A 12184-nucleotide genomic window follows, 5' to 3' on the forward strand; every position below is an offset into this window, starting at 1 on the left:
TCTGGTATGTTAATTTTAGATTGAGTGAAACGATACAAACAATATATAATTTATGCAAAATCTATCTCAAATCGAGATCAATAGGTAAGGTGGGGGTATTCATGGAGCTACGACAGATTCAATACTTCATCGAGGTTGCCAAACGAGAGCACTTCACCGAAGCCTCACATCATTTGCACGTCGCCCAATCTGCCCTCAGTCGGCAAATCGCCAATCTGGAGGAAGAACTCGGTGTGTCGCTGTTCCTTCGTGAAGGTCGCAATATCAAGCTAACGGCAGTTGGAAAAATCTTTTTGCAACACGTCGAAATGGCGATGAACGAAATCGAGAAGGCAAAGGAGAAGATTGAGGAGTTCCTCGACCCGTCACGCGGCACGATTCGGGTAGGCTTTACGAGCAGCCTCGCTGCCAATCCCCTTCCGACGGTCATCTCTGGTTTTCGCGCCAGGTATCCGGACATCGGCTTTCAATTAAAGCAAGGCTCTTATCAGGGACTGATCGATTCGGTCATCAACGGTGAAATCGACTTGGCTTTTCTTGGACCCGTTCCCACTCAGGAAAAAAATGTGCGCAGCCACATCTTCTTCGCTGAAAATATCGTCGCGTTGTTGCCCGCAAAGCACCCGCTGTCCAAGCAGCCAAGCTTGCGTCTCAGTCAGTTGCAGGAAGATACATTTGTGTTGTTTCCACCCGGTTTCATCCTCCGCAATATCGCAGTCAATGCTTGCTCACAAATGGGCTTTTCTCCTAAAGTTGCTTTTGAAGGGGAAGATATCGATGCCATTAAAGGTTTGGTGGCGGCTGGCTTGGGCGTCACATTATTGCCGGAGCTAACGTTAACAGATAACGTTCCCCGTGAGACCGTGAAAATCCCGATAAGTGAGCCATTGGTGACGCGAACAGTGGGCATTATCATTCCTAACAACCGTGAGCTGCCCCCTTCTGAAAAGCTTTTTTATCATTTTCTGAAAGAGTTTTTTGATGTACTGAGTAAGTACAGTTAAGGAAAAGTAATTCAAACTACTGACAGACAGTTGTCAGTAGTCGGCCCTTATAATCGGAAGTACCATCCATTTGAAGGAGGAATTTCGATGATGAGTCACACCCAAACCTTGCGGGGCTTTGCTACGATTAGTTATTGGGCGGATGATGTGCAGGCGGCAAAAAAGTGGTACACGGAACTACTGAGCATTGCGCCGTACTTCGAGCGGTCTGGACCGGATGGACAGCTCGCCTATGTCGAGTTTCGCATTGGAGACTACAAGCACGAACTTGGCCTCATTGATCGCCGTTTCGCACCTGCTGCGGCGGTACCTGGTCCGGGTGGCGCTGTGATGTACTGGCACGTCGACGATATCGAATTCGTACTCGGTAAGCTTTTATCTATGGGAGCAAGAGAGTACGAACCCCTGATCCAGCGTGGTGACGGATTCATAACGGCTTCTGTCCTTGATCCTTTTGGGAATGTCCTCGGCATCATGTACAATGCACACTACCTGGAGATTTTCGGTTCGTTCCAAACAGAGTAAGCAAAGAAAAAGTCCTGATGAACAGATGCATCAGGACTTTTGAGTATCTTCCTTACAGTCGCAGCCAGTAGCTTTTCACAAGTGTCTCCCCGTTTGAAAAGTCTTTCCTATCCTTCCCTTTTATTCCAATCCTCTAGCGTCATCATTTTGAAGGCTTCCTCAAAATCAATTCGTAAGGGTGCGATGAATTCCAGTAAGTTGCCATCAGGATCTTCGAAGTAAATAGCAGCGTGAGCTTGGGGGTTATTCGGTAATACAAGCGGCTGTTTTTCTGGTGGGAAACCGAAGCTCGTTGTTACCTCTATCCCCTTCTGTTCCAACCACTTCTTCGCTTCATCCATATCTTTGCGATCAATTTGAAAGGCAATATGACGTAACGAAACGTGGTAAGGAGTATCTACCCGGTCTGTCTCCCATAATCCTAACCAGCTGCGCCCTTTTTCAATCCAAAAGAAAGCAATTGTAGGAGTCTGATGGGCGAGTTCCAAATCCAACTGTTTGTAAAACTCAATGGATCTCAAGAGATTTTTGACAGGTAAATGTGCTTCGTATCATATGTATAAAAATATTGGCAATTCTGATCGCAAATATGGAATTCATGTTAAAAAATAGTTGGCACCATGCCCCCGTCCATACGAATTGGTGAACCTTTAAATGCGGTTGCATAAGGGCTGGATACGAACGCTACCAGCCTACCTATTTCAAAAGGCTTGATAAACCGCTGTAATTCGGATTGGGGCAGGTTTGCAGCCATAAATTGATTCTCTTTTTCCGAAAATGCCATATCATCAGGAAACAGACTATCAATGATTTGATATACATTTTCGGAAAGCGTTGGACCTGGCATGATTGTATTGGATGTGACTTCTGTTCCTATCGTTAGCTTAGATAGACTTTTTGACAGTGATAATAGCATAGATTTCGTCATGCAATACTGAGGCATTTGCCCTGAAGGCATAATCGCTTCTTCACTTGCTATAAAGATGATTCGTCCATCATTGTTCTTCAACATGGTAGGTAAGTAAAATTTAGATAATGCATTCGCGGCAAGGACATTTGTTCGGAAGTATTTTTCCCATACTTCATCGTCAACGTCTTCATAGGACATGATTTCATAAATACCCACATTGTTAACGAGAATATCCACGTGGGGATATTTCTCAAATAAAGCTTCTCTTTGCTGCCTATCCACAATATCGGCCGTAGCATTCTGAGGAGAAGTAGCCGGGAATTCCGACTTCAATTCATTTACGATTCGTTCTACCTCTTCATCATTCCGTCCATTTACGAGGACATTGACGCCTTCTCTGGCGAGCTCAATGGCAATTGCTTTCCCAATCCCTTTCGTTGATCCAGTTACTAAAGCAGTTTTGCTCCTTAATCCCATATCCATAACACTTGTCTCCTTTGTAGTCATTCACGGTAAGCTGACTAGAAGTTCATCTTGGAACATCCTTGTGCTCCGGATAGAGATTATCGTACTTTTTCTGGATCGTTCGGTAACTAGCGTACAACGCCAAATTTCTTGCTGAACCCGCCGAATAGTGAAACCTGGAAAATGGTAGACCTGCTTGAAATCGGTCAGCTTGGAAATTCTTTGACGGCGGGATTGACCCGAAAATATTCGGAACGCCAATTGGAGGGTGTATCGCCTTCCCAAAGGCGAAAGGCCCGGTAAAACGAGTTCTGATCTTCATATCCAATTAAGAAAGCCACTTCTTTTATATCTAGCTTGGGGTCGGCCAAGTATTCTCGTGCCTGTTCATGCCGAGCCTGTGTCAGCAGTTGCTTGAACGTTGTGCATTCATCCGTAAGACGGCGCTGCAAGGTACGATCGCTCATGCCCAGTTCGCTCGCAACAGCTCGAATATCAAGGCGGCCTCCAGTTAGACTTCGCTTCAAAATCCACTTGACCATCTCAGCAATTGAATGACTGCTCTCTTCATCCAATGATCGGTCCAAGACAGGTGTCAAAATCTCCAGCAATTCTTTGTTATACGAAAGAAAGAGGCGGTCCAGATCGCGTCGATAGAGTGTTAATCGGTTAACGGTGGCACCAATCCGAATAGGGCAACCGAAGTAAGCCACAAGGGCAGTTACATCCCCCATCGCGTGAGAAAATTCCACGGACTGTGCAGTTAAACGCTTGCCCGTGCCCCGTCGCCCAAGTTCTAGGAGAAAGGCTAGCGTGGTTCCAACCAGGACTGGTGGTCCGGGCTGCTCGCTGTGCATCCACTCCAATTCGATTGTACAGTGCTCGCCCTCCTCTGTTATGCGCAACCTTTCCGGAGGGCACAGTTGTTTGTACCGGGCCATTCGATTAAGCGCGTCGCGATAGTCACGAGCATGGTAGGTCGCTAAAACAGTCGGTGGGTATTGTGCCGTTTCAAAGGTGGTTGAAAGCTTGATGATTCCGGTTGCAATGTCACCAACTAGATCGGAGTAAGCTTGCCAGATTTTGAAATATTGGGCAGTGGTGACTACGGCTGGTTCGGTAAGAACGGTGATCGGCAGGCGCGCTTTGCGAACTAGGTCATGGGGAGCAATCCCTAGTCGTTGTAATCCCGCCCAAAATCCCGCCGGGAATTTTATTCGGTCTGATTTCATTACGTATGAATCTCCTTTAGTTGCTTACCGATTCGTTCCGATAATGATTAAGTATGCATGAAGGCGAACGTACCCGTTATTTTTGCTTCCCCATCGCTTTCATGATCTCTTCAATCCCGTCTATTTTCGCTAGAGCCATCGGTCCTGGTAACGAAGGGTCTGCCAATTCATAGACCCGGCTGTTTTTGACGGCATTCAAGCTATTCCAGACGTTGCTTCCTTTCAAGGCCTCTTTCACTCCACCTTGGATCGGCGCTTGCCAATTATTGATGACGAACAGATGGTCTGGATTTAATTGCGCGAGGCTCTCCAGTGAAAGCTGTCCATTTTCATTGGCCCCTTCTGTTCGTCTCAAGCCAAGTCCATCATAAAATGGATCGAAACGTCCATCATTCCAAGTAATGAACTGCTCTTTCCCTCTGTACATGACGAACATGACTGACTCCTGACTGCGAAAAGCGAGCTGCTCTTTGTATGCCCCCGATTTTCGATCAAACTCAGCCAGCACATTCGTAGCCTTCTCCTCTTTTCCAATAATGGTAGCCATTTGTTGCAAGGTTTCACGCCAATCCCCAGCCTGTGGCAAGATGACAGTTGGTGCAATTTGCGATAATTTTTCGTATTGGTCGCGCATGTCATCTGCGGCAATGATGACATCAGGCTGAACAGCCAGCAGCTTCTCCAGATCAACCTCCATCCCTAGATCGATGATATTTTTATCCGCCACTCGTTTACTGAGACTGGGAAAATTCGCCGAAATGGTCGATACACCTTGGGCAGCAATCGGATACTCATCCAAAACGGCCAAGTAGTCAACAAAAGCAATGTACGGCGTCGCGATTTTCACTGGTTTTTCCTGAATGATCGTTTCACCTGATAGATGCGAGATCGTACGCGGAAAAGTACTTTCGCTCTTTACAGGCGTTGAGTCTTGGTGTCCCGCTTGTTTGTTCGTAGTTGGTGCACTTGTTTGTTGGCTCGATCCTCCACCGCATCCTGTTATCATCAGGACTAAAATGATAGCAAGGGCCATAAAAATTGTACCTTGTCGCTGCATACTCCGTCTTCTCTCCTTTTTGAGGCTCTCTTACATAAACCAATATGCAAATGAGATTCGTTATCAACGCCCCAAATGATACTACTGGCCGGTTAGCCATACTACCTGTAGACGGAATAGTTTGCTGGTTATCGGGATACTGAGCCTACCTGTTAGAGGAACGTCTCACGAATACGCTTGGGTTGACACCATATTTCTCCCGGAATGCTTCCGCAAAGTAGCTTGTATTCGTATATCCGATGGCACTCGAGGTTTCCGTCACGTTCATTTCCCCTTGTTGAAGTAAAAATAAGGCTTTTTCCAACCTCTTTTCTCGCAAGTAGCCAAAAACGGTCGTACCAAACATTGCTTTAAAACCTATCTTCAGCTTGTAGTCATTTAAACCAATCATCCGGGACAACTCCAGTAATGAAGGCGGGTCTGCCATGTATTCCAACATGATCTCCCTTGCTTGCACGATCTTTTCTTTGTCTCTTTTCGATAAGGGAACAGATTCCGTTTTGCTATCAAGCAGAAAGGATTGAAACGCCATCGAAAGCAGTCCCAAAACGCCTGTTTCCATCTCGATCTTTTTCGTTCCCGGTTTGGCGACGTACTGCATCACACGCTGGAGTGCAACGGAAGCGGCAGGAGACAGCTTTTCCTGAAAGATACGGAACGATTGTTTTCCAAGAACTTGCCCGAATTCAATGGAACGCCCTCCATTCGACTCCTCCATAAAATGATGAAAGGTCGACACAGGAATACCGATGCCAAGCATGCAGAACGGCTCATTTCCAACATATTCAAACCTCGCTTCCACTTCTGACATGAATTGAAGTGAGCAAAGTCCTGGCAGCAACTGGTGCTCTTTGCCTTGCACGCATATGCCTCTTTCCCCTTTTAAACAAAAATTAAGCTCTACCATAGGACTTTTCGTAGATAGAGAGATGCTCTGTGATCGGTAAAATGTATAGTCGGATACAACAACTTCCATATCATACCGAGGAAGAAACCGACGAACATACCCCTCCCCCATCTCTGGATGAAGGGTCAGACTGGTTTTCTGATCCACATTTTGCGGTTCCAGATTCATTCTGTCAAAAAAAAGATGAAAGTTTTCTTGAATATCTGTCGAACTCAACGCTGTTCACCCCATCCAATGCGAAAAATGCATATGATAATCATTCTCAAATTATAGCGAATTGAGGCAAATTTTACTATGATAATGGGAATAGTAGCTCATTTCAGCAAGAGAGGTGATGTTCTTATGCTAGATTTCGCAAGTTCTATATGGGATAAGCTACAAGGTCCTTATGGTTTTTCTGATCGTATCCCTGCGCTCATCCAACATATTCAGCACGACTATTTTTCCGAGGAAAAAGAAGAGTTGTATTGGGAGCTTCTGTATCATCAAAATACAATTTATCCATGTACATATGCTGCAGTTCCCTATTTAGTAGAGATCGCTCTAAAAACAGAGAGCCCCGATATTCTGTTGGACATCTTCATAACCTGCGGCATTTTCGAAGCCAGTAGCGAAAATGCGACTCAAATGGATGTGCCCTCGGAGTTTTTACGTGATCAGACACCATTATTGGATCAAGAGACCATCAGAGAGATCTATCGTGAATACCGTCGTGCCATTCTATCACTGACAGAGCAGACAGAATCAATCCTTCACCTAGCACGGATGGGAGAGCATGATGCAGACAAGCGCTACATATTAGCTGCGGACGCTGCATTACGTGGGGACAAAGACGTTGCCAACATGCTTCTCACCTTTTCAGCGGGAGACGAATATGTAACGGTGTGTCCGACGTGCGATCAGTCTATCTACTTATGGCCAGATGAGGAAGAGGAGATTTTGTTCGCTTACGAAGACGATCCCGTTTCTCACGGTACAACGGAACGATTTTTAATCATCTCCAAAAGACCGGACATGACAAACGACAGCGGACTTCAGGGATTATACCAACGTGCGCTTGTGATTGAGGATAAAACGCTGCTTGCCCACCTTCCTTATCTTGCTGGTGAATTGAACTGCTGCTCATGCGACACCCCTATTCAAGTCTGGAAGGGACTTTTTCCCTAAACAACAAAAGGCCACAGCTAATGCCGTGGCCTTTTTGCTTTAGATTGTAGATACATCTGCCAAGGAGCCTTTCGTTGCTTGTAACAAGCCCTCTACTTCCATTTCGATCTGGACGCCAATGTTTCCGCCACTGACGATGATCGTCTCTAACGATTGTGCTCGTTGATCGATGACCGTTGGAAACAATTTCTTCATCCCCACTGGCGAACATCCACCACGAATATAGCCAGATACGTTGGTGATCTCCTTCACGGGAATCATCTCGATCTTCTTCTCGCCGACTGCTTTGGCCGCTTTTTTGAGATCAAGCTCGGCTTCAACGGGAATGACAAATACATAATACGATTTGCTCGTCCCTTGCGAAATCAAGGTTTTATAGACAACGTTCTCTTCGCGACCGATCTTTTGGGCGACAGCGATTCCGTCGATTTTTCCATCATCCGTTGCATATGTCAGCATGGTGTATGCGATTTTTTCTTTATCCAATATCCGCATCGCATTCGTTTTTCCTTGCTTCACGCCATTCCACCTCCGCTACACGCTGGTCAACAAAATATAATCTATCTTAGGGGATGGCGTTCTACTTTTCAACCAAAAAACGCCACTGACACAAGCATGTCAGCGGCGCCTCGTATTATTGAATCGTTACTTCGTTAATCTCGATATGGCCTGCCGGGCTAATCCATACACCCTGTACATTCTTTTGAATGGCCGCCAAGTTCTCGGAGAATCGGAACGGAATAAGCGGTGCTTCGTTCATTTCGATTTGTTGTGCTTTTTCATAGAGTTGCTTCCGTTTTTCTGCGTCTGTTTCTTTGCGTCCTTCGTCAATCAGCTTGTCTACTTCTGGATTGTTGTAGAAGGAATGATTACCAGGTGCGCCATGAGCTTTCGAGTGATACAGGTTCGATTGGTTGTAGTCGGCATCTCCCGTAGCATTTCCCCATCCGCTCATGAACAGGTCAGTCTCCCCTTTGGATGCTGCCTCAATATACGCACCGAATTCCATAACATCCAGTTGCAGGTCAATACCGATTGGCTTCAGCTGTTGCTGCAAAACCTCGGCTACGCTAATCCGTGCTTTGTTATCATTCAACGCGATTTTTGCTTTGAAGCCGTTTGGATATCCAGCCTCGGCGAGCAATTGCTTCGCTTTCTCGACGTCATACGGAATGTCTTTTACATTCGGGCTGTACCCAACCATCGCTGGTGTAATCGAGGAGTGAGCTGGCGTTCCCACGCTGTTGTAAACACCTTCAATAATGGTCTTCTTGTCGATTGCGTGGGCAATGGCTTGGCGGACACGCACATCATCAAAAGGCTTTTTCTTTGTATTCAATCCGATGTGATCGACAGAGAACCCAGGGTATCGACCCAATTGCATTGATGGAGAATTTTGTACGCGATCGATGTCAGTCACAGGCAGGTTTTCTGCCACTTGAACTTCTCCTGTCTCAACCATGGCAAGGCGAGTTGTGTCTTCCGGTACGGTTTTGAAAACGACTTTATCCAAATTTGGTTTACCGCCATAGTAGCTATCGTTTCTCACGAGAACCACTTCTTGACCTGGCGTCCATTTTTCGAATTTGTACGGGCCTGTACCGGTTGGATGCTTGCTCAAATCTTTTCCATATTGTTCAATGGCTTTCGGGCTGATGATGCTTCCCTCTGCACTCGCCAAAACAGACAAGAGCGGTGCGTACGGGTAATTCAGAAGAAACTGTACCGTGTACTCATCTACTACTTTCACTTCTTTAATTGCTTCAAACATATTAATCCGGCTGGAGCCAACGGCAGGGTCCTGAACGCGAGCGATCGTCGCCTTTACCGCTTCCGCATTGAAAGGTGCGCCATCATGGAACGTCACGCCTTGACGCAGCTTGAACTCCCACGTCAAGTCATCGAGCTGCTTCCACTCACTTGCCAGGGATGGGACGTATTTGCTTTCTTTATCCATGCGGACAAGCCCTTCGTATACTTTGTGATGAACGATTGCTGCTGAAGGGATTTGGGACAGGAAATGCGGATCGAGGTTGTTCGCATCGGACAAACGAGCGATGACGAGGGTTCCTCCTGTTTTGCTTGCTTCCGCTGTACCCCCTGCTTGTCCCGCGCTAGTGGACGCATCTTGCCCCGATGAACACCCAGCCAAAGCCGCAGATACCGCGATTGTCATGGCAATCAACGTGTGATAAAAGCTCTTCTTTTTCATCTGTGTTCCCCCAATTCTTGTTGCAAATGTTTTAGCATTCAAACATGTTTTATTTTAGATAATATTCAGTTATTATATTTTCACTTTGTTTACCTTTATTTTCAGTTTCTTTACAACTTTGTATATAAACAAAAAACTCCCCCCTTTGGCAGCGAGAGAGTGCTTCAAAGATTATCTGACAAATGAACGCCGGCGCGTAGTCTGACTTTCTTCCCGTCCCACACGTTCACAGGCATCAACCCTTTTCCAAAAAAAAGGATAACACAAGTTGATACAATCGACTATCCGGGTTCTAGCTCTACCCTATTTCTTCTGCGTGGTCACAAGCCAATCTGCTAGCTCCTCTGTTTGCGATAAGGTTGCAATCGGATCGAAATACCAAGATTTATCTTTCTTCCAAATGTACACGCGATTATTTTTTACTGCATCAAGTGTTCCCCAAATAGGGTCTGCCTGCAAATCGGCCATGCTTCGTTCATCGGATGTCAGGATGATGTAATCGCCGGCAAAAGTAGGCAGCACCTCACTCGACACTTCAACGGACTGTTGCTCCATAACCTCTTTGGCTACCGCTGCGGGTGGTTTGTATCCAAGCGCTGAATAAACGGCTTGTCCGCCTCTTCCGAAATTATCCCCAAACACGCCTGTGTTTTTACCCCAATCCTGCATGATCGAGAACGTAGCGTCTGATGGGACTACCTTTGCAACCCTTTCTCGGGCGCTGGCAATACGCTGATCGTATTCAGCCAACCAAGCTGCTGCCTCTTTTTCTTTCCCCAGCAGGTTTCCTACAAAGGTAATCTCTTCATGGACGTTTTTCAGTTCTCCAAAGGGAACAACTACTGTAGGCGCGATTTTTTTATACTGCTCATAGGCTGCTTCATTTCCCGTTACAATTAAGTCTGGCTGGAGCTCGAGCATTTTTTCCAGCGATATGTTTTCGTATTCCCCGATATTCTCTACACCTGCCAAAGCCTCAGCGAAGTACGGATTTTTTAGATTCAGCTCTGGCGTTCCAATTGGCTTTACATTCAAGGCAATGAAGCTTCCCAAATACAGATCCACGATGATTCGTTTCGGTTCTGCTGGGATCTCGATTTCCCCTTTTATGGTCGAAACTTTTCGAGTCAGGTTGTTGTTTTCAACTGCATCCGTTTGTTGAACGGCTTGTCTGACTCCCGTAGTGCTGGTTGTAGTTGAGCTCGTGGTGCATGCACTCAATACGAGCGCAAAGCAAAATAACAAGGTAGCCACCATAGGCACTTTACGACTGTACATGGATGAATCTTCCTCTCCATCATAACGATAATGATTCTCATAATCGTCATTACTATACCGTCGAGCACCCGTCATAACAATGGACAATCCACGCGATCTGTATGGACGATTTTCCTTATCTATCTCCCGTGCACCTCGTTGTCTGAATTGTCCGGGTGAAGTTCCCGTTAGCTTTTTAAAGATACGCGTGAAGTATAGCCTGTCCGTATAGCCTATTTTTTCAGCAATTTCTTGGATCGGTGCTTCTGTATGAAGCAATAGCTCCTTGGCCTTTTGAATTCTCACTTGGATCACGAAGTCAATTAAGCTGTTACCCGTCTGTTTTTTGAAGATCCTGGATAAATTCTTGGCACTGTACCCAAAATGCTGCGCAAGTGAATCAAGCGTAAGTGGCTCTTGGTAGTGAGTATGTATATGGGAAATGACAAGCTCGACCACATCGGGCTTATCTGTATGGCCTGCTTGCTCTTGCAATTGTCGCAAGATCTGATGAACAAACAGGTGAAAAAGCGCCTTAACGTGGAACTTTTGCAATTGGCTGGAGCACTGCCATTCCTCGTAAATCTGATGCACGAGGTCAAACATCTCCAATGGATGATCTGGCTTTAGCTCATAGATTCGATGAAAAGCGCTCGCTTCTTCCCGTAGAATGACACGATCATTTCGCCATGGCCAAGGAAAAGACACGACAGCCTTATACAAAATGAGATAATAAGTGAACTCCTCGGCGGTCAAGTGAATGTCCAAGCGAGTACCTTTGCCCGCATGCAAGACCGTAAACGGTTTGACGTCAACATTCATACCATCCAAATAAATTTGGGCGCTCCCCTTCGTGCTATAGAGAAACCCGCTCGTCGGTAACCGATACGATGCCAGTTTTTCGCCTCCATTTTGATACTGCTTTCGAACATCTATGATTTTGATTGTGGCATAATTCCAGTATAGAGCGAAGTCTTCTATCCTCATCCCATCTATCCTCCATTTCCTTCTGGTTGCCCATCCCTCTCTTTTTCTACCATTTTATTGATAATAATTCTCACCGTCAAATTATACGTTTAGACCATAGAAAAAAGAGAGACTCTTCAAGAATCTCTCTTCCTTATCCTACACCCGAATTACGATGATCGAGTCAAAGGCTTTTTCATCATATTGAGGTACTGCACCACATACAAATACTGCTGCGTTAACAACTCCGCATCCGCTTTTACTTCCTGCAAATAGCGATTGCCCTCCACATGTAGGTCTTCTATCAATGAACCGAGGAAGCTCATATCGTATTCGGTCGCAAGCTCTTGCAGTTTTTTCAGCTCCTGTAAATCTTGCTTGTCAAGTTTATGGATTCCTTTGAGTAACAAGCGTTCCTGCCACTCGATCAGCTTTTCGGTAAAGGAATATAACTCCTCCATGATTTTACGTCCACTCCCTCA

11 protein-coding genes and 1 pseudogene are annotated in these 12184 nt (G+C 45.8%); 3 read left to right on the plus strand and 9 right to left on the minus strand.

The window, feature by feature from the left end:
- The first annotated feature begins 101 nt into the window (after positions 1-101).
- Both HP399_RS17045 and HP399_RS17050 read left to right on the plus strand, forming a co-directional pair.
- Complete coding sequence (locus HP399_RS17045; RefSeq protein WP_007718045.1) at positions 102-1004, plus strand: glutamate biosynthesis transcriptional regulator GltC; 903 nt, start codon at positions 102-104, stop codon at positions 1002-1004.
- Between the two features lie 90 nt (positions 1005-1094).
- Positions 1095-1529, plus strand: a complete 435-nt coding sequence (locus HP399_RS17050; RefSeq protein ID WP_173617993.1) for a VOC family protein — start codon at positions 1095-1097, stop codon at positions 1527-1529.
- A gap of 107 nt (positions 1530-1636) precedes the next feature.
- Here HP399_RS17050 and HP399_RS17055 read toward each other — a convergent pair.
- The 5 genes and pseudogenes from HP399_RS17055 to HP399_RS17075 form a co-directional block, all read right to left on the minus strand.
- Positions 1637-2080 (minus strand): annotated as a pseudogene (locus HP399_RS17055) (VOC family protein); the annotation flags it as partial.
- Between the two features lie 50 nt (positions 2081-2130).
- Positions 2131-2922 (minus strand): SDR family NAD(P)-dependent oxidoreductase, encoded by a 792-nt coding sequence (locus tag HP399_RS17060; RefSeq protein WP_173617728.1) that lies wholly within the window; start codon positions 2920-2922, stop codon positions 2131-2133.
- A gap of 188 nt (positions 2923-3110) precedes the next feature.
- Positions 3111-4136: an AraC family transcriptional regulator gene (locus tag HP399_RS17065; RefSeq protein ID WP_173617729.1), complete on the minus strand. Its 1026-nt coding sequence runs from the start codon at positions 4134-4136 to the stop codon at positions 3111-3113.
- Between the two features lie 76 nt (positions 4137-4212).
- Positions 4213-5193 carry an ABC transporter substrate-binding protein gene (locus HP399_RS17070; protein ID WP_173617730.1) on the minus strand — a complete coding sequence of 327 codons (981 nt, stop codon included), beginning with the start codon at positions 5191-5193 and terminating at the stop codon, positions 4213-4215.
- Positions 5194-5338: 145 nt separating this feature from the next.
- Entirely contained in the window at positions 5339-6055 is a 717-nt protein-coding gene (locus tag HP399_RS17075; RefSeq protein WP_370642518.1) for a helix-turn-helix transcriptional regulator, read from the minus strand.
- Between the two features lie 387 nt (positions 6056-6442).
- On the opposite strand from HP399_RS17075, the gene HP399_RS17080 reads away from it, so the two are divergent.
- Positions 6443-7267 (plus strand): hypothetical protein, encoded by an 825-nt coding sequence (locus HP399_RS17080; RefSeq protein WP_173617731.1) that lies wholly within the window; start codon positions 6443-6445, stop codon positions 7265-7267.
- A gap of 39 nt (positions 7268-7306) precedes the next feature.
- Here the strand turns inward: HP399_RS17080 and ybaK are convergent, their stop codons facing one another.
- From ybaK to HP399_RS17100, 4 genes are all read right to left on the minus strand, one after another.
- The gene (gene ybaK / locus HP399_RS17085; RefSeq protein ID WP_173617732.1) at positions 7307-7786 is read right to left on the minus strand and encodes a Cys-tRNA(Pro) deacylase; all 480 of its coding nucleotides are present in this window, start codon (positions 7784-7786) and stop codon (positions 7307-7309) included.
- A 115-nt stretch (positions 7787-7901) separates the two neighbouring features.
- Positions 7902-9479 (minus strand): glutathione ABC transporter substrate-binding protein, encoded by a 1578-nt coding sequence (locus tag HP399_RS17090; RefSeq protein WP_173617733.1) that lies wholly within the window; start codon positions 9477-9479, stop codon positions 7902-7904.
- Positions 9480-9782: 303 nt separating this feature from the next.
- A complete protein-coding gene (locus HP399_RS17095) occupies positions 9783-11723 on the minus strand; it encodes an AraC family transcriptional regulator (RefSeq protein ID WP_173617734.1) in 1941 nt (646 codons plus the stop codon).
- A 149-nt stretch (positions 11724-11872) separates the two neighbouring features.
- Positions 11873-12163 (minus strand): hypothetical protein, encoded by a 291-nt coding sequence (locus tag HP399_RS17100; RefSeq protein ID WP_173617735.1) that lies wholly within the window; start codon positions 12161-12163, stop codon positions 11873-11875.
- Positions 12164-12184: the final 21 nt, after the last annotated feature.

This window comes from Brevibacillus sp. DP1.3A (assembly GCF_013284245.2).
Taxonomy (GTDB): domain Bacteria; phylum Bacillota; class Bacilli; order Brevibacillales; family Brevibacillaceae; genus Brevibacillus.

What these genes read in the sequence shown, in the direction of transcription:
- HP399_RS17060 (WP_173617728.1), bottom strand. Translation starts at nt 2,922, where the DNA reads ATGGATATGGGATTAAGGAGCAAAACTGCTTTAGTAACTGGATCAACG.
- HP399_RS17065 (WP_173617729.1), bottom strand. Translation starts at nt 4,136, where the DNA reads ATGAAATCAGACCGAATAAAATTCCCGGCGGGATTTTGGGCGGGATTA.
- HP399_RS17090 (WP_173617733.1), bottom strand. Translation starts at nt 9,479, where the DNA reads ATGAAAAAGAAGAGCTTTTATCACACGTTGATTGCCATGACAATCGCG.
- HP399_RS17050 (WP_173617993.1), top strand. Translation starts at nt 1,095, where the DNA reads ATGAGTCACACCCAAACCTTGCGGGGCTTTGCTACGATTAGTTATTGG.
- HP399_RS17100 (WP_173617735.1), bottom strand. Translation starts at nt 12,163, where the DNA reads ATGGAGGAGTTATATTCCTTTACCGAAAAGCTGATCGAGTGGCAGGAA.
- HP399_RS17070 (WP_173617730.1), bottom strand. Translation starts at nt 5,193, where the DNA reads ATGCAGCGACAAGGTACAATTTTTATGGCCCTTGCTATCATTTTAGTC.
- HP399_RS17095 (WP_173617734.1), bottom strand. Translation starts at nt 11,723, where the DNA reads ATGAGGATAGAAGACTTCGCTCTATACTGGAATTATGCCACAATCAAA.
- HP399_RS17045 (WP_007718045.1), top strand. Translation starts at nt 102, where the DNA reads ATGGAGCTACGACAGATTCAATACTTCATCGAGGTTGCCAAACGAGAG.
- HP399_RS17080 (WP_173617731.1), top strand. Translation starts at nt 6,443, where the DNA reads ATGCTAGATTTCGCAAGTTCTATATGGGATAAGCTACAAGGTCCTTAT.